The sequence below is a fragment of the Erysipelatoclostridium sp. DFI.2.3 genome (genome assembly GCF_019132535.1).
Lineage (GTDB): Bacteria > Bacillota_I > Bacilli_A > Erysipelotrichales > Erysipelotrichaceae > Clostridium_AQ > Clostridium_AQ innocuum.
In genome coordinates this window covers 268,929-293,573 of record NZ_JAHOOJ010000002.1, presented here as the reverse complement: position 1 = coordinate 293,573, position 24,645 = coordinate 268,929, and the positions used below count along the sequence as shown (strand labels likewise).

The following is a 24,645-nucleotide window of genomic DNA, read 5'->3' as shown; positions in this document are numbered from 1 at the left end:
CATACTACTCATGTTGGAAAGCTATCAGCTACCGTATAGATTATAGATGAAATAACACAGGCAGCGCGCTTCCATTCCATATTTATACAGAGCTTTTTTCATCGCTGTTATGCGGGCAATATGATATGATTATCCTGTAGTAAGCAGCACGCCAAAAATCAAAACAACATTTTCAGGAGGTACAATATGACATTTTTACAGACACTGGGTCCCGGCAGCACCCTCATTGCCCCAGCCTACCTGCACGCAGCTCTGCGCGAGGAGCTTTTAAAAACACGCAGCGGCATGCTGGGACTGAAGCTGAACACTCTGCAGGGATGGCTGCAGCAGCAGGCAAATGTTGCAGTACCGTCCAGACATGTTGCCTTATATCAGTATAAGCAGCGGATACAGACAATCCTTCCGCAACTGAAAATCTATCGTGAGGTGGCGGACTCCCCGGTATTTCTGAACGAATGCAGGTCGTTTCTGGATTCCATTTATTTCTGGAACATCCCCCAGAGTGAACTGCCTCAGGAAAGTGAAGCACAAAAAGAACTGTTTGCAATCCTTTCTCAGCTCACGGATATTGCCGTGCCTTCCAAACAGCAGCGTGCAGCATTAACAAATATAAAAACAAAGCGGCTGGATGATCTGCATATTCTGGATGTGTATCACACGCTGGAGGAAGAACAGCTCATACAGGCGCTGGTTGCGCAGGGGGCACAGCGCTGTACTCCGCCGGTGTATGAGCCAATGCCATTGTTTTTCCATGCTGTAAACAAGCGCCAGGAAATTGAAGCATGTGCACAATATATTATCGAGCACGATCTGGATGCGGATGATATTCATATCACCCTTGCCAATGCAACCTATAAGCCGATTCTTGCACAGATTTTCCAGCGTTATCAAATACCGTATACACTGCTGCAGGATTCCCATGCGAGTATACTGCCACACCGCTTTTCCGCATTGTTCTCTTATTATCTGAAGCCGGATACGGAAAATCTTCTCCGTGTTCTGGATTGCGGTGTCGTACACATGGAACAGCTGCAGAAGCTGAAGGATTATCTGGATGTATTCTCCTGTGATATCGAGGAAGCCTTTGACCATTTACAGCAGATTGAGGATGAGGGACATATTCTCGATGCACTTGAGCTGGCCAAGCTGCAAAAGCTGGAAGAAGAGGCTGAGCTGGTTCGTCAACAGCTGGTGGTCTATCTGCGTCCGCTGAAACAGCCGATATCGATGGAAGCGATGATACAGACCGCTGCTTCCTATGTCAGAGAATCTCTGCGCAGGGACGATGCAGATACCAAAATTCTTCTGGATATTGAGGCGATGCTGAAGGAGCTCCATCCTTATATATTAGAAAAAGAGGATATTGCATTTTTTCTCTATTTCCTTGACGGTATGACACAAAGCAGTGCTCCCACAGAAAGAAGCGGAGCCATCGTCTGTGATCTGCGCCAGTCCCCCTTCTGCCGAAAGCATTTATTTGTTCTGGGATGTACACAAAAAGACTATCCTGCCTTTCAAACAAAAAAAGGCATTTTCGATGAGAACTATCACGCATTGATTTCAGCCTATCCTTCCATGGAACGACGTTATCAGTTTTATCTGAAACAGATATCCGCAATGCTGTACGCAGCACCATCCGTATATGTATCCTATCCGCTCGGCACCTATGAGGGAAAAGGAATGGAGGCTGCCCTGGAAATTGAGGACTATGTCCAGAAGCAGCATGCGAATCCAAAAGCGGGTTCAGTAGCTTATCCGCTGTATAGCAGCTATGAACCTGTTTCCACCAACATTACATTGTCTCCTGAAATGGCACAGGCTCTGTTTGTTAAAGATAAAATGATCCGGGGCTCCATTTCCGCTCTGGAACGCTATGTTAAATGCCCGTTCTCTTACTTTCTGCGCTATGGTCTTTCCTTGCGGGAACCGATGAAGGTCGGCTTTCCGGATTCCTATGCCGGCACTCTCGCACATTACCTTCTGGAGACCTTTACAGGGAAATATGGGAAGGCCTATACAAAGGTGGCAGAGGAAAAAATCGAAGAAGTGCTGATGAAGGAAATTCGGATTATGCAGGATGTGTTTCCATCTCTGGAAAAAAAGCTGGAAAATGTAGCACAGCGGATACTTACCTCTATGACACAGACCTTGGGCTTGCTGGATGACTTTGAACAGCATTCCATATTATCTCCGTATTTGCGTGAGAAGGAGTTTCATTACAGCATTCCCTTAGGGGATGACATCAGCCTCGCATTAAAGGGATATATTGACCGCATCGATGCGTCGGATGAATTCTTATGTATTCTGGATTATAAAAGCTCTGCCAAAATGCTGTCGGAGGCTAACGTATTTGCCGCCTTGCAGCTGCAGCTGCTAACCTATTCCATCGTCTGCAGTAAAGAATTTCATAAACGTGTTATTGGATCCTTCTACGTTTCGTTAAAAAATGAAAATATCCCTTATACGGCAGGCAAGCTGTCCCGGAGAAAACCGGTAACACATCTTCCATCCAGTAAAGAGGAATATGAAGAAATCCGTCACAAGGCACACCGCATGAACGGCTGGGTCATGGACAGTGATATACAGGCACTGGATGACAACGGCGCACACATTGTTGGTGTGAGTCAGAATAAGGAGGGGATCATAAAGCCGCGCAAGTTGTATGATCTCGGCAGTATCGAACGTTATTTTACAAAAATGTATCAAATGATCGGTAACAGAATCATAAACGGGGACATTCGCTGTTTGCCGATGGAAGAGGCCTGTATGTTTTGCAGCTATTATGAAATCTGCCGATTTAAGGGCATATATGCAGAAAAAACACAGCTGGTGGAGGTAGAGGACGATATCTATCAGCAACAGAAAGGACGTGAAGAAGATGCCTGAATGGAATCCCATGCAGCTGAAGGCGATTCAGACAAAGGAACACAACATCCTGGTATCCGCATCTGCAGGAAGCGGGAAGACCACCGTGCTGATTGCACGTCTGATGGATCTGGTCATGAAGGATCATGTCTCCATTGACTCCATTCTTGCCATGACCTTCACGGAAGCTGCCGCAAACGAAATGAAAAAGCGTCTGGCCACAGAGCTGCAGAAGGCGTTGACCGCTGCCCGAACAGAAGAAGAGAAAAGCTATATCACCAGACAGCTGACGGGTATACAGACAGCACATATATCAACCATCCATTCCTTCTGCCTTTCCATCATACAGGAATATTATTACATTCTCGGACTGGATCCGCAGCGTATCAAAAGCATTATGGATAACGGAACGATGGTTCTGTTTCAGCAGCAGTCCCTGGAGGAAGCCTTTGCGAAACAGTATCAGCTGCAGGATGCAAGCTTTCTGCAGCTGTGTCAGATGTTTTCAGCAAGAGCGGAAAACGATGAGGCCCTGCGTACCATGATTATGAATCTTGCAGGACTGGCCTCCAGCAAATCCGATCCGGAAGCCTGGCTGGATTCTCTGGCAGAGAATTATCATGAAAAGCATCTGCTGGAGGATTTACCAAAAGAGATTTATGAGAATTTCTTTGAATATCTCGTTGTGCAAACTGCACGTTATGAAGAAACGCTGATCCGTATAGATGAGCTTTACCGGTTAAAATATGATGATCAGGTAAAAAAACACGCTATAGTGGAACAGAAGCTGCTTGCTCTTCAGGACCTGCATCAGGCCTTGCAAAATCAGGATTATCAGGCTTACCGCGCTGCCTTTCTCGCCATTGTACACGCCGTTGTACCTCCAAGCCCGGATAAGGAGGATAAGGAATATGCCCGCCTGAGAAAAAGTCTTCTTGCTTTAGAGGATGCACAACTGGAAATCCTGTTCAGTGAGGATGAATTTATGCGTGATATCCGCTACTTGTATCCTTATATAAAAAAGCTGGTGGACATGTGCAGGGATTATCGCAGCGCCTATGCAAGGATAAAGGAAGAGCATAAGGTCATCGACTTTGATGATATGGAGCATTTCGCTCTGGAAATTTTACAGGCGAAGGGTGGCCGTGTTGCTGATATCTATCGTGAAAAATTCGTTGAAATCATGGTGGATGAATTTCAGGACAGCAATGATGTTCAAAACCAGCTGGTAATGCTGATCTGCAGAAAGAACAATGTATTCCGTGTTGGAGACATCAAGCAGTCAATTTATGGATTCCGTCATGCCAAGCCGTCTTTGATGAAGGGACTGATCGATCATCGCGGAGTATTTGATGAGGTTATTTATCTTTCAAATAATTACCGTTCCAAGAAAATGATTGTCGATTTTAATAATGACCTGTTTAAGCTGTTGATGAATATCGATGGATTTTCCTGCAGCTATGCAAAAGAGGATGATGTAGAAACCGGTGTCCCTGCGCAGAACGAGGATAATGTTCCCATCTGTTTCCATGCTGTATACCATAACGAAATTAAGGAAGCAGAGGGGATTATCGTTTCCAAAAATGAATTAAAGGCAAGCTATATTGCCAATCAGATTTTGGAAATTAAGGAGCGCGAGCAGCGAAAGTGGAAGGACTTTGTTGTCCTCGTCCGTGGAAATGCCCGCAAGGATGATATGAAGAAGATTTTCGATGAGCTGAATATCCCGTATTTCATTGATATCAAATACGGATTCTATCAATCCAATGCCGTACAGGTGATTCTGTCCGCAATGAAGTGTATTTTGCATCCGCACGATGATATCAGCTTTACTGCCACTATGCTGTCACCGCTTTTTCGTAAATCAACTATGGATTTCGCACAGGCCAAGCTGCAGAAGGAAAAGGGACAATCGTATTATTCCTGGTTCTGTGAGCATCCGTTTCCCGGATTTGAAATATTACAGGAGCTGATTTTCCAACATGGCAGGCTGCGCATCAGTGAGCTCATAAATAAACTGTATGAGATGCAGGATTATTATCGTCTGCATACAAGCATTCAGGAAAAAACCAATCTGGATCTGCTGTTTGAAAAGGCTGTACAGTTTGAGGATCAGTATGCCTCCGGATTATCCTCCTTTCTTTCACAGATCGAACAGATCAAGGATGCTCAGACAGCAGAAGCGATTCCGATTGGCGCTGAGGCGGATGTGGTCCGTGTTATGAGTATCCACCAGTCCAAGGGTCTGCAGTTCCCCGTCGTATTCCTATGGTCTACCGATAAGCAGACACCAATCGAATTTAAGGATTTCTGTATCAGTGACTCCGAGCTCGGGCTGGCAATGAAGGCAATGGACTTACCGCAGCGCTATGTCCGCACAACGATACCGCGAATCGCCATGGAACATAAAAAGGATAAGGAAGAGCTGGAGGAGGAGATGCGCATTCTCTACGTGGCAACCACCCGTGCCCAGACACAGATGCATATCGTTGACTGTATACTTGAGCTTGATACCTATAAGCATCCGTTGAGCATGTCACAGGTATACAACCGCAATGGCTATACATCATGGATACTACAAACGTTTCTATGCAACCCAAGTCCACTCTTTACTGTAAAGGAGGTGCACCGCCTCTGGCACAGTGAGGTGCAGCAGGCAGAGGCGGGCGTATACCATCCTTTCCGGGTATATGAAAAGCCATCCAAAAGCATTGAACTGGTAACCGCTTCCGCACAGGAGACAAGGGAGCTGCCTGCGTTTACATTTGACGATGACATGCAGGGAAGTGATTATGGAACCATGATGCATAAAATGATAGAAGCACTTCAGGCTCCGGTATGGAGTCGTGATGTTATTCTCCAAGTCGCCAATCAGCAGCTGGTGGAGCTGAAGGAATGGGATATTCAGACATTGCTGCAGCTGGGAAAGGATCCGGATTATCTGTCGGCATACAGAGGGGATGTCCATCATGAAATGCCGTTTATGGTTAAGGACGGATCGCAAATTCTACATGGCTATATGGACTTTGTCAGCATTCAAAACGACCTTATGATCATCCTTGATTTCAAGACAGATTCTCTCAAAGAGGATGCGGAATTCATACAACGATATAAGGGACAGCTTGCTATGTATAAAAAGGCTATGCATATCTTATATCCAAAGCATAGTATCACGACCTGCATCTATTCTCTGCATCTGCATAGGATGATTGCCATTTCATAACAAAAGACAGAATCCAAGCCTGAGAACCTCCTCAGGTTCATGATTCTGTCTTTTTTGCTTATACTCGATTCATAACTTGCTTTCCATATTATGAATATTCCCTGTCTGTGATGTATCTGACTGTATACATGCAACAGATATGGTGTTGTTTCTTCTGCTCTATCAACAGTTACAATCGTCAACCTGCAGTATGCCTAAAGCAGGACAGCAGCCCCTTCATTAAAATATCGAGTGTCCTTCCGCACATCCAGGCACAAAGCTTCCCTTCATTTACGCTTTCGGCTCTACAGCAATAAACAGCTTATCTCTTTCCGCTATTCCGTAATTCTTTGAAAAGAAATCATACATCGTCCAATTATAATAAAAACGTTCTGCAGGGTAAATACCATAGCCGTCCTGATTATGGTCTGTTGTATCATAGGAATCCGCCACGATAAGAACATCATCCTGTGTTGTTTCCGTCCCCATGGTATCATATCCGATGATTACCTGCCAGTGTCCTCCCCAGTCATTCCATGCCACCATAACCGGTATACCTTTTTTTAAAAAATCCTGAATCATGCGCAGATTGATTTTATCGTAATCGCTTTCCCTGTAATCATACGTTGAATGAATCTGAAACCCTCCAACACCTTCGAAAATCTGTATCATGGATTGTAAAGAGGTAGCCTCACTTTTCAGTTTATTTGTGCGAAGCTGCGCAAGTGTTTCCTCATTGTGCTTACCGAGCTTCCCGTAATACTGCAATACCATGAGTGCCGCATCCACACCGCAGCTCCATTCACTCGTCTGCTGCATCGTTTTAAATTTCGGCAGCAAGGTAAGCGTATCGGTAGACTTCATATGATAGAAATCCGGATGCTTGAAATATGGTGATTCCTTTTGATCACCCTCACGCTCCACACTGTCTGCCCCGTCATCTTCTGAGAGATCCACTGTATGTGCAATCTTCATTTCATCACTATAATTTTCCTTTTCCTCCGTTTTCACACTGCAGCCGAAAAGCAGTACCGCTGCCATACAAAAAATAATCGTTTTTTTCATCATGTCCTCACTTTCTTAGTGAGTATAATACCTGCATATGCAAACGTGCATACTGATCCTGTTATATCCGCTGTGCTGTATGATTCTATGTTCATAAAAATAAAATATAAGGGATATCCTGAGTCTATACGACAAACATCTGCCTTTACTACTCTTATTGATCTTACAAGTATCGATACTCATAAAACTGGCTTTAAACCAACAACAAGACTTTACACTCACAATAATCGGCATTTGACCTGGCTGTCCGTATGGCCTTTTTTCTGGGGTCAAACGAATGCATATTGCATTCCATGCAATTAGGGTGGTGTAGCATAAAGGTTTTCAGGACATCCCTCCACTTCTTCTATGAGCGGAATTATAACGAAAAGGAAGGTATTCCACAATACTAAATATAGGTAATATCAAATACAGGAACAAACATGAAACTGTGTATCGGATGTAAAAACAAAACAGCACAATTTCGTGCTGTTTATAAGATAAGCTCCTGCTGTACTCCTGCAGAGCGTTTTGTCACATATTTTTTTAGAGCCTCCATGATAGAGTAGATGATGTTTTCCAGAACTCCCAGATCCATACTCTGTACAATCAGCTGGAGCAGATAATCTTCCTTTCCCATGTCAAAGTCATTATCAAACATCAGCAGCAGCATTGCCAGAATATAGTTTTCTCTGAGGTATTCCTCATCCTCCTGTAAAAGGTCAGAAGCCTGCAGTATGGTTGTGCGGCAGTCACAATTTTTCATCCAGTCACAGAATTCTCTGGACAACTCGATCCTTCCCTTGCGATAATACAGGCAGTCCCCCTCCTGCCATAAAACAAACCGGCTGGTGAAATCCTGAATTCGCTGTGTAAGTGGCAGACGCCAGTCCTCATAAGGATCGAGCCTTCCGTTATTATCCAGATCTTTAAACGCAAAGCCGTCCTGCTCGATAATCTGAATACCGAGATTGGGATCATAGCTGAGTGTTTTACCGCCTTTATTTTCAATGCACTCATGATTGTGCCTGTGAGTCAATTTCCATTGCATAAACAGAAACCTCCTTGTGTCTTTCTACCTGTAGTATAACAACACTCGCCGCGTATGTTGTCAAACAATCTTGTGAAATTGTGGGTTTACGCATATCTTTCGAAAGCCTTCACATTTTGTACAGAAAAAGAACATACAGCCCTTTATACTATATGTTCTTCTTTCTGCATGATTCCTTATAATGCTTTTTTCTGTGCGAGCATCTTAATAATTTCCACAGTGCCGTCAATACCGAACGTAGAGGAATTGATGCTGATATCATAATTCTCTGCACGACCCCATTTGCGATCCGTATAGTACTCATAATAATTTGCACGGCGCTTGTCGATTTTCTTGATGCTGCCCTCGATATCGCGTTCATCCACCTCATAGGAATGAACCGCACGCTCTTTGCGATCCTCCATATCTGCATGAATATACACATTCAGTACATCACTGCGATCCCGCAGCACATAATCTGCACAGCGTCCGACGATGACACATGATCCCTCACAGGCCACACCCTTGATTACTTCTTCCTGTACCAGATACAAGCGATCATTTAATGATAATTCCGTTATCGTGGACAATGGTCCTCCCAGAGAATATCCCAAGGCACCCAGGAGTCGGAACCCCTTGCTTGTACGGGCATCATCTTCTTCAAAAAGCTCTTTATCCATACCGCTTTCTTTGGCAGCAATCTCAATGAGCTCCTTGTCATAGAACGGTATTCCCAGCTGGTCGGCTATTTTCTTACCGATTTCACGTCCTCCACTTCCAAACTGTCTGCTGATGGTGATAATGGTCTTATTTTCCATAAAAATCGACCTCCTTGTTGTTACTTTTATTATACTATGTTACTTTCACAACATCAATGAATTGACGGCCATTTTCTGAAAACAGTCCCGTTTAAGCTATAACAGAGAAGGAAAGCAGTACGTAGTTAAAAACGGTATGCAATCATCAATTTCCTGCCGCTTTCTCTGCCTCCTCTGCAATGTTTAAAACTGCAACCACCTCCTCCGCCTTCACATAGGGAGCCTTTCCCTGATAAATACATGCGTACAGGTCATCATAAATCTTACCATAATCCGTTACCCTGGAGGGAATGCGGGTCGTAATATCATTCCCATATTCATCCATATATGATAATACTCCCCAGTTATCCTCCGGTTCCTGCAGAAAGGAAGCCTTGATAGGCTCCTGTGCAGATTTTGCGAACAGATGCCCCTGACTGTATTTCATAAAACTGCCATTTGTGCCGTGTACAAGGAATCTGGGATATGGCAGCTTCACAAACAGGCTCGTTTTAACTGAGACCTTAAGCTTACCGTAATAAAGCTTAATATCAAAATAATCATCGGCTCCCTCTTCTTTATTAAGAATGCCTTTTACATCATAATCTGTTCTATCAGGAATACCAAACAGAGCTATCATTTGATCAATCGTATGAATACCCAAATTGAAAATCATATCCTGTGTCACAACGGGACGTGTTTTAAAATAATCATAGTGAGATTCTATTTCAATGAGCGTACCAAGCTTTCCACTTTCTATGATATCCTGCAATATAAGAAAATCCGCATCAAATCGTCGATTCTGATTGGTATATGCAAGGCATCCTTTTTCCTGTGCAAGCGTAAAAACACGTTGTGCATCACTGCTTTTCATTGCAAAGGGCTTTTCCACCAAAATATGCTTTCCGGCCTTCAAAGCCATTTCTGCATAGCTTACATGCGTGTGATTTGGTGAATTAATACAAATGACATCAATTTCAGTATCCTATAAATTAACCTGTTCATATACCTCTTTTTAAGAAACGCAGGAAATCATCAGCGCCTTTAGTACCTGTATCACTTTATTGACCTGCTGTTCCAGATCACTGTTATCTGTCCGTTTTTCTATTTTCAGTGATACGCATCCATTATCGCAGCTGCCGGACGTTAACAAAATATCCCCATATGCATGCTTATCCTCTGCCAAATCATGCCATTCCGCATGCTCTGCTAGTTTCTCATGAAGCCCCTCCAGTATATGCCTGTCAGCAAATCCCTGCAGCTTTCCGACATTCCCGATGGAATCCAGATACACCCGCTGAATACGCTTCTTCCCTATATACTCCTGCAGCATGCGCAGACCATACTCAGAACGTGTGCCCTCATCAATCATAGCAAAGGCTACGTGCTGCTTTTCCTGTTCGGATAGATCCCAGGCCAAAGCAAACAGGGCAATCAGACTTGAAGAATTGCGCACCATTGTATTTCCTGCCGCTATTCCTCCACGCATATGCCGAATCCCATAAAAACCGAACAAACATACGAGTACAAGCACCGCTCCCCATAGACTCACAAATCCGTGCTTCTGAAGACTGGGAATCACTGTAAGGTATAAAAATGCAGCAATCGCAATCATACAGCATAGAAACAGCAAGGTATGGAGAAGGAAATTTCCCCTTGACCAGTTCGCATCAAAGGCTTTCTGCTCTTTTGGGAAAAACTGCCACAGCGGCGTATCATAATACGTGATGAAGACCACATCCGCTTTTTTGAAATCACCAGCGTAAAGATTATACATATTTACAGACTCCCGCCTCATGAGCGAAGCGGATACACAGGTGATATCCACAGGAAATCCGGCCTGCTCCAGCTGTTTCTGAGCCGCTCTCAAAAAATCCGTTTTCTGTCTTTCCGTATTTCTTTTTCCAAGAAGCACGCCATAACGCAGAATTACATCCTTTACGCTTTCCTTCTCCATCTTCGTCACCTCACGTATTCAGTTGTTCCAGCATTGCTCGCACACACGACAGATTTTCAGCGCAGACAACATCCGATGCCGTATCCTCCACATCAATAAAACGATAATCCGGTATCCGCACGGTTTGAATTCCTGCCGCAATCGCCGCCTGCACACCTGTCAGGGAATCCTCAAAGGCTACCGCATGCTCACAGGGAACCTGTGCCCGTCTTAAAACCTCCAGATACAAATCCGGATGAGGCTTCAGCTTTGTTACATCATCTGCAAACACAGGAATGTCAAGATAGGATAGCAGGCCCAGATGTGCGAGTATGGCAGTCGAGCGCTTTTTCAGAGAGGAGGTCGCAAGCCCTGTCCGGTATCCGTATTCCCGAGCTGCCTGCAAAGCATCCCGTGCATAGGGCATAGCAGACAGCGTACCATTCTCCAGACACTGATAGATATACTGTTCCCGATCCTTACGAATCCTTGCGCACAATGCTTCCTCATGGCATACCTGCATCAGATATGCATGTGTATCATGAAAGCTTTTTCCCACCCAGCTTTTCACCACGGCTTCCGCAATAGCAACCTGCTGCTTGTTCAAGGCATACAGCCAGCCCTCCAGATAGACGCGCTCTGTATCCACAAGCAGACCATCCATATCAAAAATAAGAAGCTCTGTTTTATCGCTGATCATATGCACGGACAATATTCACCAGCTTTTCCGCCTCCAGGCGTACAGCTTCAAAATCTCCTGCTTTAGCTCCCTTCGTGAGGCTTCCACCGGTTCCAACCGCAACTGCCCCGTTGTCCAGCCACTCCGTCAGATTGGCAGCACTCACCCCTCCGGTCGGCATGAAATCCGCCTGTGGAAGAGGTCCCTTAAAGGCTCTGACAGCCTTCGGACCAAAGGTATCACCCGGGAACAGCTTGATCACATCTGCCCCATAGCGCAGACATTCCAGCATATCCTTTACATTGGCAGCCCCAGGAAAACAGGGCACACGATAGCTGTTGCACAACTTCATGACCTCTGTATCCAGATGCGGACAGACCACAAACTGTGCGCCCGCAGAAATTGCCATGCGTGCAGATACGATATCCAGACAGGTACCTGCTCCGATAATGATATCATCACAATGCTCATATGCCTTGCATAAATGCGCAATCACCTGTTCTGCCTGTGGTATTGTATATGTGATTTCCATGAAATGTATTCCACCGCGATATACAGCATCCACAATGTTTGTTACTTCCTCTTCATCCTTACCGCGAATGACTGCTACCAGCCTCTGTTTTTTTAGCTCAGCCAGCAAAGTTGTCTTATCCATATGCTCCTCCTTATCCTGTAATTGATACGTATCTCTATGCCTCCAGCGAACAAATCAGATTTTCCACCGCCATACGGCTCATGGCGTTAATAGCCTCCTGTGTGGAAGCGGCCGTATGCGAACTCACAATCACATTGGGAAGTGTCAGGAGTTTGGAGTTCTGCGGCGGCTCCTGCTCAAAAACATCCAGCCCCAGTCCGTAAAGCTTCCTTTCCTTCAACAGCTCATACAGCGCATCCTCATCCAGCAGTCCTCCTCTGGCCGTATTGACAATAATCAGATTACTTTTCGCACGCTTCAGATTTTCTTTATTCAGGATATGACGTGTTTCCTGCGTCAGTGGAAGGTGTAGAGAAATGAAGTCACATTCCCGTATGATTGTATCCACATCTGTAAAGCATACATTATATTTATTCAAGAAGGCATCATCCCTCATGATGTCATATCCATAGATATGCATGTCAAAGCCGCTGGCACGCTGCACGACCCCCTTCCCTATAGCCCCCAGTCCGAGTACACCGATCGTTTTTCCATAGATATCCAATGCTTCCTTTTTGGACCAGTCATTGTGATGACAGCCCTCATCAATTTCCACAACACGCCGTGCCACACTCATCAACAGAGTCATGGCGTAATCCGCAACCGCATTGGCATTCGCATTCACAGTGCGGCTTATGGCGATGTCGTTTTCTTGCGCATATGCACAGGCGATGTTATCGATACCGACTCCGTACTTTGCGATAGCCCGCAGTCTGGGTGCCTGCCTCAGAGCCTCCTCACTCACCGGATCAACACCGACAATCAGTCCGTCCATATCCTGAAGTGCACTGCGCATCTGCTGCTCATTCATAATTGTGCCGTAAGGATTGAAGACAGGTTCAATTCCATGCTGTCGAAGCTTTTCTATCAGCTCCTCGCGATTATATTTTCCAAAGGAACGCGGAGTAATCAAAACCTTTTTCATCAGTAGTCCTCCCCGTTTTCTTCTTCCTTCACCACAAACGGCTCACTGATGCCATCCCGACCAGCCGCCTCCGCAATCGCAACAAGCTCCTGCAGGGAGGAGGATGCCCGCATTGCCGCGGTTTCCAGCAGCATTGCCAGATTCATACCGGCAAGCACACGGACACTTATTCCCTCCTGCGCCATTCGGGCCGCTGCATATACAGACGCATTAAACGGAGAAGCTCCGTAAAGATCGACAAATACCAGTACACCATCTCCACTGTCCAGCTGTCGTATAGCCTCCATGACCTTTGCACGAAAGCTTTCAAAATCCTCTCCTGCGCAAAGAGAAACCGTGTGCATCCGGTCACAGCTTCCCATAATCAGCTCCAGGCTGTCCAGCATTCCTTCCGCCATTCTTCCATGGCTGACCAGCAGCATCCCAATCATGCGGAATGCTCCTCAAACAGGCGAGCAGCCTCTTTTAAAGATACACGGCGTGAGGATGGAATCGCCTGAAAATATACATCAATGCCATAGTCTTTTTCCAGCTCCTGCAAAATCTTTAGCTGTTCTTTGTTGATTGCGACCTCCTTAATGATTGAGGTCAGTCCCGGCTTCTGTGGAATACCGCCAAGATTCAGCTCTTTCATCGGCACTCCTCCCCGTATGATATCTGCCATCACCTCAATGCTCTTGGTCAGCAGAATGACATGATAGTCATCGTACTGCCGGTCATTCCAGTATCGTACAGCACCGTCCTCCTTCAAAACCCGTACTTTCAGGCCGGTGCGTGAGCCTGCACCGAGAATGATGTTCTTTGTAAACGGATCGTGTGCCGCTGGATCATCTGCGACAAATATCGCAGTTGCCCCAGCGGATTTTGACAGACTCGTCATAACCTGTCCGTGAATCAGTCTTGCATCTACACGTGCCAACACTACCTTACCCATAACGGTTCCTCCTTAATGTTACAGAATGCCAAAGCCGGCCAGTACGCCGAGGATAATCGTCAGACCGATCAGTGCCTTCGTGACATTCAAACCCTTTTTAGTGAAATAGAAATATACCAGCCCCACAGTCAACAGCGGCAAAATCCCCGGCATCACACCGTCAAGGATTTCCTGAATTACGAATTTCTTACCGGACAGGGTAAAGGCCAGCGTAGAGGATACCTTGACATAGTTGGCTGCCAGAATTCCCATCATGAACAGTCCCAGAATCGAGAGTGCTTCAATAATAATCTGCATCTTCGTACCGACGACCTCAGTGGCAGCTGTGCGCCCCAGCTTGAAGCCCAGCTGCGCGAAGTAATAGCCGATAACCAGCTGATACAAGGAGAACATGACGAACGGAAACAAGGCGCCGATTGCGTTTCCCTGCTGTGCCCACGGTAATGCGATGGCGATAAAGATATATTGAATCGTACCGGAGTCAATGGAATCCCCGATACCAGCCAGTGCTCCCATCAAACCGGCCTTCGTGTTGTAAATCAGATCATCGTCAATTGTGACGGGTGTATCCATATACACCTCCTGCGCACGAGCTGCCTCCAGGGAAGCCATGATTCCTGTTATGGTACCTCCACCCCACGATATCTGTGTATTGAAGAACAGCAGATGACGCTGGTAGGCCTCAGATAAATCCTTTTTGTCCTTATACAGCTTTTTCAGAATCGGCATCAGCGCCCACATCAGAGACGGTGCAATATATTTATCAAAGGAATGCGGAATCTCATTGGCGAAATAGAAGCGCAGCCATGCAAGGCTGACATCCCTTTTCGTTATTGCTTCCGGTTCCAGATTCACGCTTTTCTGCAGCATTTCACTCATAATTGTATCCACCTTTCCATAACTTCATCCTAATAGTCATCCTCTTCCTCGTTGTCTGCAGTATTGATTCCGGAAGCGGAGAACATGCTCACAGCCTCTGTTTTAGACAGAACGAAGATAAAGGCGATGATGGTACCAATGATTGCATACGTAATCATTGTGATATTCAGACTCTTTAATACGACAGCGACAAAGTAGGCAAGCAGGAAGAAAGCAATATAATTCTTTTTTCCGATTACATAAATCGTAACAGCGATACCGATGGATGCCAGTCCGCCTCCGATTACCTCCAGAATATGGAAGAGGATGCTTCCGGATGTGGATTGTACGATATCCGCGATAACCGGTGCTCCATAATACAGAGATACGAACATGAAAGGAACAAAAATCAGAAAGGCCACCAGGATCGGAATGAAAATGATAGATATTGTAAGCATTTTATCGTTGGCACTTTTTGCGTATTTATCCGTGAATTTCTGCATAACGAAGGTGTTGACGAAAAAGCGGAACTGATACAGATAGGAACCGAGCAGTCCAACCGGTACAGCAACGGCGATAGCTGCCTCCGGCTTCATATCTCCAAGCAATGCCACCGGTACAGCAATGGCTGCGGCAATGGCAGGCTCGGAGGGCATCTGACCTCCCGGAGAAAAGACCCCCATATAAATCAGCTGAATCGCTGCGGTGATAATCATCGCTTCAGCGACACGGCCGAATACGAGACCGACGATCAGTCCGGTCATCATTGGGGTAAAGCGCAGTGTCGTTGTGGCACCTCCCAAAAATGAACGTGACATAACCAGACCGATCCAGATGGAAATAACTACTGCCTGTACAATCGTGATTTGCATATTTCTGCCTCCTTGAACGTGTACATCATTCTGCGGTTTTGTGACCGCCAAATCCCTTTCTCAGTGATGCGACGACTTTCCCTGTGAAGGTATCCTCATACAACGAGCGATAGCGCATCATCAGGGCTGTGGAAATTACCGGAACGCTGACATTACAGCGCATTGCCTCCTCCACTGTCCATTGTCCTTCTCCGGATGCATACATGATTCCCTTCACGGCATCCAGCTTTTCATCCTCTCTGAATGCCTCCTCAGCCAGCTCCATGAGCCAGCTTCGAATGACAGAGCCGTGATTCCACAATCCTGCGACCTGTGCATTATCATAGGGATAGGGGCTGTGCTGTAATAGCTCAAAGCCCTCTCCTATGGCCTGCATCATGCCATATTCGATTCCATTGTGCACCATTTTCAGATAATGACCGCTTCCCGCATCACCGGCATACAGATACCCCTGATCCGAAGCAATGCGTTGAAATAGCTCTTCAATAACTGCAAAGTGCTCACGTTCACCCCCAATCATAAAGTTGGCTCCCTCAAGGGCACCGCGAATACCGCCGGAGGTTCCTGCATCATAGAAATGTATCTTTTTCTTTTTTAGAAATTCATAATTACGTAGCGAATCTCTGTAAAATGAATTTCCCCCGTCGATCACGTAATCCCCTTCCTCCAGCAACTCTGCAAGTTGGTGTACCATGCTTTCGGTTATGTCCCCTGCCGGAAGCATCAGCCAGATTATACGCGGTTTCTGCAGAACAGCAATCAGCTCCTGCAGCGTTTGTACAACCGGAATTCCCTTCGCTTTTGCCTGCTTTCGGGGCCCTGTCTGTATGTCATACCCATAGGCGCAAATTCCACTGCTCTGCATGTTCATAGCAATATGAAGACCCATTTTCCCCAAACCGATTAAACCTGCTTCCATTCTTCATCTCCTTTCCGTGCACTCAATCCGCATCAGCAGATAGCGCTTACACCATCTATTATAAAAATAATTTCCAATGCATGAAATGTTTATATCCGTGTAAACACAAGTTGGGATGCGTTGGTGACAGCTTGGGGATAAAGCTTCATATATCCCATTATATTCAGGTTTATTTTCATTTATGTTGAAAAAAAATCATATCGTTTATTTTCACATTTCATTCGTAATCCGGGATAATCCACTGTTAATCAGACAGGTAATATTTTCATATTTGGATTTAATATATAAAATAATTTTTCAATATCTGAAAATAATTTCCAATATAACACCACATTTCGCAATATCTGTTATAATATAAGTATCAGAAACGGGGTGTATGTATGAGTATGGAATTTGCAGGACGGGTGAAGGGTCATTATTACGGTTTGAGTAAAACGGAGAAAAAAATTGCCGATTATCTGCTGGAGCATGCAACGACCGCCAGACACTTATCCATTCAGGAACTGGCAGAGGATATTGATGTATCCATGTCTGCTATCTCCCGATTCACCAAAAAGGTCGGCTGCAGCTGAGTGAACCATTTGATCATCTGAGCGAATCGTTTTTTGCGTCCCTTGATGAGAACGACACAGCAATGAATATCGCAAAGGCTACCTTTCAAAGCGGTATTACCTCGCTTTCCTCAACAATGGCGGTATTGAATCAGGATTCTCTTGAACAGGCCGTACATCTGCTTGGAAGAGCAAAAACCTGCGGACTGTTTGGAATGGGAGCTTCCTCCGTCATTGTACACAGTGCCTATCAGCGGTTTCTGCGAACCTCCTTAAACTGCCAGTTTTCACTGGATTACCATATGCAACTGATGTATGCAGGAAGGCTGAGTGAAAAGGACTGTGCCCTAATCGTATCGCATACCGGAAGAAACAAGGATGTTCTGCGTATTGTGGATATCCTGAAGGAGCACGGTGTCCCAATCATATCTGTCACCAGCAACGCCGCATCCCCTCTTGCCCGGAAAAGTGATGTTTTTCTATTTTCCATTTCAGAGGAGACAAAATTTCGTCCGGAGGCGATTTCCTCCAGTGTTTCCCAACTGATGCTGATGGATACCCTCTTCACACTGTACGCCATCAAAGAGGATAATGATCCGGAATACTTCAACAGAATTCGCCGAATCGTAAACACGACCAGAATTCCATAAGAATATGCTGGAATAAACATCTTTCATATGCCTTGATGCTGGAAACATAATAGAAAGAAGCTCTTATACGTTTATCTAAAAAGCAGGCAAAATACCCCCACCTCAGTGGTCGATGAACAGGTGGGGGATGAATGCAGCCATATTTCTTTTCATCCTTGTTTTCTTTCTGCTTTTCACGAAGCTTTCCTTAAATTTCTCTCATATTCGTGGTATAATAATGTCAACAAAAGGAGGTTTTCCATCATGAAATCATATCGCACATATTCTAGTATCCTATCTGCTAATCACCCGCAAAACCCCCGGCTTTTCTGCTCTTACGCATCGTGCTAAAAATCTGTACAACGTTGCTTCGTTCTATATAAGAAATGCGTACAGTGCTTCCATCAAATCAAATGAGGATCGCTTTCCACATGAGATACAGGTCCTGGAAGAACTCAATGGTGTCGTTGATGAATTGAATGTCATACGTCAAAAGCATCATAGCACACCATTCCACATCATTGATCATGATCATCGCTTTGTTTCCATGCAGCATCTGGATGGTTTTTTTAAATTGCGTGACCAGATCGATTACCGTGCTCTTCCTGCGCAGGCAAATCAGAATGTTTTGCATATGCTGTATCGTGACTGGAAAAGCTTTTTTGCTACTTTAGCGGATTACAAAGCACATCCTGACAAATATGAAGCAGTCCCTCATATCCCTCGATATGCAGATAAAGACGGTTATAAACCCTTGATCTTTACCAATCAGATATGCAAACTGAGAAAAGACAAACATGGTTGGTATGTAAAGTTTCCTAAGGCAGTGCTGCAGGCAGGGTGTGTACGTGACCGATATGATCTTGGTAAGATGGACCTGCATGAACAGAAGCTGAAGGAAGTACGTCTGATTCCCAATGGAGATACTATCAAGCTTGAAATCGTATGTGAGATAGAAATCAAGGAACCGACGATTACAATCCATGAGGCAACCAGAATAGCCGGCATTGATATTGGAGTCGATAATCTGACGGCGATTGCGTTTACGAGTGGGCACCACCCTGTGCTGATAAAAGGAAATGAAATAAAAGCAGTCAATCAATTCTACAACAAACAGATTGCACATTATCGCTCACTGCTAAGAACTGGAAAGAAGGATAGCAAAGGGATCCATCAAACAAAACGAATGAAATCGACGTGTAAGGGATATCCTGCACAAAGCATCAAGAAAAATAATAGATCTATGTGTGGAGGAAGGAATTGAAGTTATCGTCGTAGGAAATCATGCGGGTTGGAAGAAGCGTATCCATATGGGGAAGAAGAACAATCAGACATTTGTGCAGATACCGTTTCATACGCTGATCGAAATGATCAAATACAAAGGAGAAGCGGCAGGAATCAGAGTCGTGGTCTGTGAAGAAAGCTATACATCGAAGGCTAGTTCCATTGACGAGGATCAAATACCAGTCTATGGAAACGATGTAGCGCACATCTTCACAGGGAAAAGAATCAAGCGGGGATTGTACAGAAGCAAAAACGGCATTCTAATGAATGCCGATATCAATGGAGCAAGCAATATCATACGAAAAGTATATCCATGTATGCCAGAGCGAGAGCGATGGAGTAGAGGTACCGTGAACGTACCAGTTACGTGTACCTGAACACGGACAAAACGTTTTGATGAATGCGCAGGCATTCATTGGAAGCCGCTTGCTCTATAGCTGGCGGTAGTTCACGCAGTCAGATCTTCCTGTTCATCTGTGTTTAAAAGGAGGAATATATCAGGCTGGCTATTGCGATTCACCTTTGTTCCATCAGCCTCTCCCTATGTTCATGCAAACCAATTTTGTATATTCAAGAACTCTTTTTCTGTAAATATTAACATAAATAAATACAAATCGTATAAATTTTAATTTTATTCGTTTTCAGTAAAATTTTATGGTTTTATTAACTATGAAATTTTAGGAGATATAAGTATGAAAAGAAGAAAAAGAGTCAAACGAAAAGTAAAAATCGCAGCCGTCATTGTGCTGCTTATATGTATAGCTGTCAGTCTGATAATCATAAACCGGACTCGTATTCAGCTGGCTTTTAAAGGGTATGACAGGGATGAACGCAATATTATAATGACATTAAGTGCACAGGAGATCGATGAGTATGTATCCTTTGCGTCAGACATTGATATATCGAAATGGAACCGGATGAAAAACAATAAGCATTATCTGGATTATGAACTATATACAGAGAATGGCGCTGATAAAAAAGAAGCTGTCGCTTATGTTGATCAGTTTTATGCAGACTATTATCAAGCCTTACGCAGCCAGGGGTTTGATCAGCCAACCCTTCGTACACTGATGAAAAAGACCAGTCTTGCTGATTTTAAAACAATAAAGGATAAGAAGCTGACCTGGAAACAGATTCAACCTTATATCTATATAAACGGACGTATACTGGAGGATGTCCCTGACTATCTGAAATCAGGCTTAAAGCCTCTTGAAGCAGTAATGCGTATTTCATATGCGTCCATAAACTCTTCAGCACCAATCACAATTCAGCGATCCTATTCACTTGATGACCCAAAACATCTATTACTGATGATCAAAAGAAGCTTTTATGTACCGAAAACCTACGTTCCTGAAAATTTAACAGCTGTTCAAATCCCCGTAGCTCACAATGACGAAACAATCTAATGCGAAAGGATGCGGCAGACGCTTTGGAAAGCATGTATAAGGATGCGAAAAAGCAGGGGCTTATTCTAGCTATTAACAGTGCGTATCGGCCTTATAACGAACAGCAGCAGGTGTATGATGAATATATGGTGACCTATGGTGTACAGACAGCTGTGAAGCTGGTAGCAGAGCCCGGCTGTAGTGAGCATCAGCTCGGATTGAGTATGGATTTAACCAGTCAAAGTGTCATGGACGGCACATATGCGGTATTCGGAGACACACCGGAATACCAATGGGTAGTTAAAAATGCTCACAAATACGGATTCATTTTACGTTATCCCGAGAATAAAACAAATATAACAGGGACAGCAAATGAACCGTAGCATTTCCGTTATGTAGGAACTGAAGCCGCTACAGAAATGTACCGTAAAAATCTGTGTCTGGAAGAATATACACTGCAGCATGGTTTCTCATATCCCGTTTCAATAAAGCGCTGATAGCAAATGGATGATATTCATTATGAACCGTCCAGTTATTTTCCTATGAGGTCAATAAGATTTTTATTTCATACTGGAATGTATCCTTTTTATGTATTCGGAGTTTTTTCTGTTATAATACTAGTAGATGGTTATCCCATTAAATAATCCAGCGCGTACCATAAGCTCACATGAATTTCCTGGGAGGTTCGCGCATCATTTTGTTCAAATTCGCACAAATGTAACAATTTCAACGCAATTTTCATTAACCAAAGTTTTATAATTGTGTAAATTTGTTTCATTTAGGGGATTTCATGGGATTTTTCACGGTCTAGCCTCCCTGAGGCTAGTGGATCTAAATAAATGTATTGCAAAAGATTACTTGTAATATATTTGTCTAGCCTCCCTGAGGCTAGTGGATCTAAATGCTTCCTCGAAATCATCGAGTACGGCACGTACAAGTCTAGCCTCCCTGAGGCTAGTGGATCTAAATTGCAAGCGTTACAACATTAAGCGCAGAAAAAAGAGTCTAGCCTCCCTGAGGCTAGTGGATCTAAATTGCTCAGTCTGTGTTTAATAGAATTAATACGATTTTGTCTAGCCTCCCTGAGGCTAGTGGATCTAAATCTACATGGGTTGACTTAGGAGAAAACGTCGAAAGTCTAGCCTCCCTGAGGCTAGTGGATCTAAATAATAATAAATTCGTCAAATATAATAAGGTTAACTGTCTAGCCTCCCTGAGGCTAGTGGATCTAAATATCATAATTGGGGTGTGGCTGATGAATGGGCGTGTCTAGCCTCCCTGAGGCTAGTGGATCTAAATTTTTAGTTTATCTCCAAACATCATTATCACCACTTGTCTAGCCTCCCTGAGGCTAGTGGATCTAAATTCCTATCACTCCATTAAATTCTAACTCGCTACTGTCTAGCCTCCCTGAGGCTAGTGGATCTAAATATGCAGGTTTGGATTTGGGTGTGAAATATGGATCGAGTCTAGCCTCCCTGAGGCTAGTGAATCTAAATTTATTATAAGATTTCCCATTATCCTATGAAAAAATACGATTTCCTTTTGCCTGACAGTAACGCAAGATCATTACAGGCTTAAGAACATCGTATTTTTTAATTCATTTTGTTTATCCGCTCTTCTTTTCGAATGTGCGCTTTAGCTGTTCCATAAAAACAGCAAGGACAGCAATATCCGCAGGATTTACACCCGAAATACGGGAGGCCTGTCCCATCGTCAGAGGCTGTACCTTATTCAGCTTCTGTCTTGCCTCCAGTGACAGATTCACCACCTGATCATAGTCAAACCGCTCAGGCAGGCATACCTTGTCCATCGCCCGCAGATGTTCCGCATCACGCTTGGCTTTTTTTATGTATCCCTCGTAGCGAATCTCGATTTCCACAAGCTTCGCAATCGCAGGATCAAATTCGCGTTCCAGATAGGGCTCTAAAAGTGCGATGGTAATTCCCGGTCGCTTCAGCAGCTCTGCAGCACTGATCCCCTCCTTCAGCACATCCAGTCCTAGCCGTTCCAGCAATCCATTAACTGTTGATTTTGGTGTAAACCGAACACCTGCAAGATAGGAAATCATTTCTTCGATATTTTGCATTTTCTTCTGATATCGTGCATAACGCTCATCGCTGATCAGACCTGTCTCATACCCATATTCGCTTAGTCTTGCGTCTGCATTATCATGACGCAGCAGCAGCCGATATTCAGCACGGGAAGTAAGCAGACGATACGGCTCCTTTGTCCCCTTTGTCACCAGATCATCAATCATGACACCGATATAGGCTTCATCACGATGCAAGATTAAAGGTTCCTTGTGATCCAGCTTGCGAACTGCATTGATTCCTGCCATCAGCCCCTGTGCCGCAGCTTCCTCATATCCACTAGTACCGTTGATCTGTCCAGCAGTATATAAATTCTCAATGATTTTATTTTCCAAGGTCGGCTTGCATTGCAGCGGATCTATGGCATCATATTCAATCGCATAGGCATATTTTTCAATAGTGCAGTTTTCCAGACCAGGCAGAGAATGCAGCATAGCCTCTTGTACATCGTACGGCATAGAGGTAGAGAAGCCCTGTACGTAGGTCGTATCCAGCGACTCGCTTTCCGGCTCCAGAAAAATCTGATGACGCTCTTTATCCGCAAAACGTACCAGCTTATCCTCAATACTGGGACAATAACGCGGTCCCACTCCCTTCACCAATCCGGAATACATGGCAGAGCGTTTCAGATTGCTGTTGATAATGTCGTGCGTCTTTGCCGTCGTGTAGGTAAGATAACAGACAGCCTGCTGATCAAATGGACGAATTTCCTTTGTATCCTCAGAGAAGCAGATAAATTCATCCGTTCCCGGCTGTACTGCGGTTTTTGAAAAATCAATGGACGCCGTTCGTACACGGGCAGGTGTTCCAGTTTTCAATCGAAAGGTTTCAATCCCCAGATTACGAAGACTCTGTGACAAATTCTCCGTTGTTGGCTCATCCTCAGGACCGCTTAAGGTAGAAGTATGCCCAACCAGAACCGTACTGCTCATAAATGTACCCGTTGTCATAATCAAAGCACGACAGTTCACAACGGTTCCATCCTTTTGACGAACGCCGCTTATCCTGCCATCCTTAGCCAGCACCTCTTCCACACACATTTCACGGATTTCCAGGTACTCCTGTTGTAATAGCTTGTCTTGCATATAGCGCTTATATTCCAGCTTATCCGATTGTACGCGAAGACACTGAACACCCGGTCCCTTCGTTGTATTCAGCATTTTAAACTGCAATGCAGTCGCATCGGCAGCTTTTCCCATTTCACCGCCAAGTGCGTCAATCTCTCTCACGACGATTCCCTTTGCAGGACCTCCAACACTCGGATTGCATGGCATGGATGCAATCATATCAATATGCATAGAGTATAGAACTGTCGTTTTCTTCAAACGGGCACAGGCCAACGCAGCCTCAACTCCTGCATGACCCCCGCCAATTACGATAACATCAACCATACGATTTCCTTTCCTAATGTCCCTTATAGCCACATTTTGCACAGGTATTTCCCGATCCCATCAGGGCCCCGCAGTGTGGACACATATGCTCCTTTTTACGTATTTCCTTATCGAACTCACTTACAAATTCCCGCTGAATTCGTTTTCTTCTCATATTCAGATGAAGCAGGAAAATTGCTATGAATAGCATAATTGCGCAGACGAGCAGACTGCATGCACTCGTCCAGAATGGATATGCTTCTATATATGAATAGAGTGCAAATATGCCAGCTAGCAGTGCTATAAGAATACAGAGCGCAAATGACAGCCAGCGCTGTTTCAAGCTGAGACGTGAATTGTTATATTTCATGATGATTCCTTCCTTCATTTCCAATGCATCCCACAGCCTATAATCTCATGAGAAACCCAATCCCGAATATGTCCTCATTCGGGTTATATTATAGAATATTTTCAAACGTATGAACAGGGATTTTTTTATATTTTGCGTTTGTATTCGTTCTAGTGAGCACTGTAAGCGCTCCGTATTACCGATTCTTCTGCATAAGGTAATCCTTGTT

At 44.5% G+C, this 24,645-nt stretch carries 23 protein-coding genes, 1 pseudogene and 1 CRISPR repeat array; of the genes and pseudogenes, 8 read left to right on the top strand and 16 right to left on the bottom strand.

Features of this window, described 5'->3' with window-relative positions:
- The first annotated feature begins 186 nt into the window (after window positions 1-186).
- Together KSZ58_RS03330 and KSZ58_RS03325 are read left to right on the top strand one after the other, a co-directional pair.
- The gene (locus KSZ58_RS03330; RefSeq protein ID WP_008816450.1) at window positions 187-2,886 is read left to right on the top strand and encodes a PD-(D/E)XK nuclease family protein; all 2,700 of its coding nucleotides are present in this window, start codon (window positions 187-189) and stop codon (window positions 2,884-2,886) included.
- Window positions 2,879-6,088 (top strand): UvrD-helicase domain-containing protein, encoded by a 3,210-nt coding sequence (locus tag KSZ58_RS03325; RefSeq protein WP_009269893.1) that lies wholly within the window; start codon window positions 2,879-2,881, stop codon window positions 6,086-6,088. Before KSZ58_RS03330 ends, KSZ58_RS03325 begins: the two co-directional genes overlap by 8 nt.
- A 270-nt stretch (window positions 6,089-6,358) precedes the next feature.
- On the opposite strand, the gene KSZ58_RS03320 is transcribed toward KSZ58_RS03325, so the two are convergent.
- The 13 genes from KSZ58_RS03320 to gnd all read right to left on the bottom strand — a co-directional run bounded on the left by KSZ58_RS03320 (window position 6,359) and on the right by gnd (window position 16,755).
- Window positions 6,359-7,132, bottom strand: coding sequence for a C39 family peptidase (locus tag KSZ58_RS03320; RefSeq protein ID WP_009269894.1), 774 nt, complete (start codon window positions 7,130-7,132; stop codon window positions 6,359-6,361).
- Between the two features lie 472 nt (window positions 7,133-7,604).
- Window positions 7,605-8,162, bottom strand: a complete 558-nt coding sequence (locus tag KSZ58_RS03315) for a hypothetical protein (protein WP_002606200.1) — start codon at window positions 8,160-8,162, stop codon at window positions 7,605-7,607.
- Window positions 8,163-8,338: 176 nt separating this feature from the next.
- Window positions 8,339-8,959: an AAA family ATPase gene (locus tag KSZ58_RS03310; RefSeq protein ID WP_002606201.1), complete on the bottom strand. Its 621-nt coding sequence runs from the start codon at window positions 8,957-8,959 to the stop codon at window positions 8,339-8,341.
- 145 nt (window positions 8,960-9,104) lie between these two features.
- Window positions 9,105-9,914 (bottom strand): Gfo/Idh/MocA family oxidoreductase, encoded by an 810-nt coding sequence (locus KSZ58_RS03305; RefSeq protein WP_308125101.1) that lies wholly within the window; start codon window positions 9,912-9,914, stop codon window positions 9,105-9,107.
- Window positions 9,915-9,953: 39 nt separating this feature from the next.
- Window positions 9,954-10,895, bottom strand: coding sequence for a hypothetical protein (locus KSZ58_RS03300; RefSeq protein WP_009269896.1), 942 nt, complete (start codon window positions 10,893-10,895; stop codon window positions 9,954-9,956).
- Between the two features lie 10 nt (window positions 10,896-10,905).
- Window positions 10,906-11,574, bottom strand: a complete 669-nt coding sequence (locus KSZ58_RS03295) for an HAD family phosphatase (RefSeq protein ID WP_009269897.1) — start codon at window positions 11,572-11,574, stop codon at window positions 10,906-10,908.
- Entirely contained in the window at window positions 11,561-12,208 is a 648-nt protein-coding gene (locus tag KSZ58_RS03290) for a bifunctional 2-keto-4-hydroxyglutarate aldolase/2-keto-3-deoxy-6-phosphogluconate aldolase (RefSeq protein ID WP_008816435.1), read from the bottom strand. Before KSZ58_RS03290 ends, KSZ58_RS03295 begins: the two co-directional genes overlap by 14 nt.
- A 34-nt stretch (window positions 12,209-12,242) precedes the next feature.
- A complete protein-coding gene (locus KSZ58_RS03285) occupies window positions 12,243-13,172 on the bottom strand; it encodes a phosphoglycerate dehydrogenase (RefSeq protein ID WP_009269898.1) in 930 nt (309 codons plus the stop codon).
- Window positions 13,172-13,603 (bottom strand): PTS sugar transporter subunit IIA, encoded by a 432-nt coding sequence (locus tag KSZ58_RS03280; RefSeq protein ID WP_009269899.1) that lies wholly within the window; start codon window positions 13,601-13,603, stop codon window positions 13,172-13,174. The genes KSZ58_RS03285 and KSZ58_RS03280 overlap by 1 nt, the downstream gene beginning before the upstream one ends.
- Window positions 13,600-14,106 carry a PTS sugar transporter subunit IIB gene (locus KSZ58_RS03275; RefSeq protein WP_008816432.1) on the bottom strand — a complete coding sequence of 169 codons (507 nt, stop codon included), beginning with the start codon at window positions 14,104-14,106 and terminating at the stop codon, window positions 13,600-13,602. The genes KSZ58_RS03280 and KSZ58_RS03275 overlap by 4 nt, the downstream gene beginning before the upstream one ends.
- Before the next feature lie 18 nt (window positions 14,107-14,124).
- Window positions 14,125-14,985, bottom strand: a complete 861-nt coding sequence (locus tag KSZ58_RS03270; RefSeq protein WP_008816431.1) for a PTS system mannose/fructose/sorbose family transporter subunit IID — start codon at window positions 14,983-14,985, stop codon at window positions 14,125-14,127.
- A gap of 29 nt (window positions 14,986-15,014) precedes the next feature.
- Window positions 15,015-15,836: a PTS sugar transporter subunit IIC gene (locus KSZ58_RS03265; RefSeq protein WP_002606210.1), complete on the bottom strand. Its 822-nt coding sequence runs from the start codon at window positions 15,834-15,836 to the stop codon at window positions 15,015-15,017.
- A 25-nt stretch (window positions 15,837-15,861) separates the two neighbouring features.
- The gene (gnd, locus tag KSZ58_RS03260; protein ID WP_022300435.1) at window positions 15,862-16,755 is read right to left on the bottom strand and encodes a phosphogluconate dehydrogenase (NAD(+)-dependent, decarboxylating); all 894 of its coding nucleotides are present in this window, start codon (window positions 16,753-16,755) and stop codon (window positions 15,862-15,864) included.
- 380 nt (window positions 16,756-17,135) lie between these two features.
- Here gnd and KSZ58_RS22505 point away from each other — a divergent pair, with 380 nt between their 5' ends.
- Both KSZ58_RS22505 and KSZ58_RS03255 read left to right on the top strand, forming a co-directional pair.
- Window positions 17,136-17,327 carry a MurR/RpiR family transcriptional regulator gene (locus KSZ58_RS22505; protein ID WP_233104414.1) on the top strand — a complete coding sequence of 64 codons (192 nt, stop codon included), beginning with the start codon at window positions 17,136-17,138 and terminating at the stop codon, window positions 17,325-17,327.
- 62 nt (window positions 17,328-17,389) lie between these two features.
- Complete coding sequence (locus KSZ58_RS03255) at window positions 17,390-17,956, top strand: MurR/RpiR family transcriptional regulator (RefSeq protein ID WP_233104413.1); 567 nt, start codon at window positions 17,390-17,392, stop codon at window positions 17,954-17,956.
- A 388-nt stretch (window positions 17,957-18,344) separates the two neighbouring features.
- Here KSZ58_RS03255 and KSZ58_RS03250 read toward each other — a convergent pair whose 3' ends face one another.
- Complete coding sequence (locus tag KSZ58_RS03250; RefSeq protein ID WP_142419683.1) at window positions 18,345-18,569, bottom strand: hypothetical protein; 225 nt, start codon at window positions 18,567-18,569, stop codon at window positions 18,345-18,347.
- On the opposite strand from KSZ58_RS03250, the gene KSZ58_RS03245 reads away from it, so the two are divergent.
- From KSZ58_RS03245 to KSZ58_RS22490, 4 genes and pseudogenes are all read left to right on the top strand, one after another.
- Window positions 18,570-19,199: a hypothetical protein gene (locus KSZ58_RS03245; RefSeq protein ID WP_224727286.1), complete on the top strand. Its 630-nt coding sequence runs from the start codon at window positions 18,570-18,572 to the stop codon at window positions 19,197-19,199.
- A complete protein-coding gene (locus KSZ58_RS22500) occupies window positions 19,183-19,596 on the top strand; it encodes an IS200/IS605 family accessory protein TnpB-related protein (protein ID WP_162232145.1) in 414 nt (137 codons plus the stop codon). The genes KSZ58_RS03245 and KSZ58_RS22500 overlap by 17 nt, the downstream gene beginning before the upstream one ends.
- 315 nt (window positions 19,597-19,911) lie before the next feature.
- Window positions 19,912-20,625 (top strand): hypothetical protein, encoded by a 714-nt coding sequence (locus KSZ58_RS22495; RefSeq protein ID WP_009269903.1) that lies wholly within the window; start codon window positions 19,912-19,914, stop codon window positions 20,623-20,625.
- Window positions 20,625-21,101, top strand: a pseudogene (locus KSZ58_RS22490) (D-alanyl-D-alanine carboxypeptidase family protein). Before KSZ58_RS22495 ends, KSZ58_RS22490 begins: the two are co-directional and overlap by 1 nt.
- A 308-nt stretch (window positions 21,102-21,409) precedes the next feature.
- Window positions 21,410-22,103: direct repeats of the CRISPR family, unit length 32 nt; unit sequence GTCTAGCCTCCCTGAGGCTAGTGGATCTAAAT.
- A gap of 110 nt (window positions 22,104-22,213) precedes the next feature.
- On the opposite strand, the gene mnmG reads toward KSZ58_RS22490, so the two are convergent.
- Together mnmG and KSZ58_RS03230 are read right to left on the bottom strand one after the other, a co-directional pair.
- Window positions 22,214-24,088: a tRNA uridine-5-carboxymethylaminomethyl(34) synthesis enzyme MnmG gene (mnmG, locus tag KSZ58_RS03235; protein ID WP_009269905.1), complete on the bottom strand. Its 1,875-nt coding sequence runs from the start codon at window positions 24,086-24,088 to the stop codon at window positions 22,214-22,216.
- A gap of 13 nt (window positions 24,089-24,101) precedes the next feature.
- Window positions 24,102-24,437 carry a hypothetical protein gene (locus tag KSZ58_RS03230; protein ID WP_009269906.1) on the bottom strand — a complete coding sequence of 112 codons (336 nt, stop codon included), beginning with the start codon at window positions 24,435-24,437 and terminating at the stop codon, window positions 24,102-24,104.
- Window positions 24,438-24,645 lie beyond the last annotated feature (208 nt).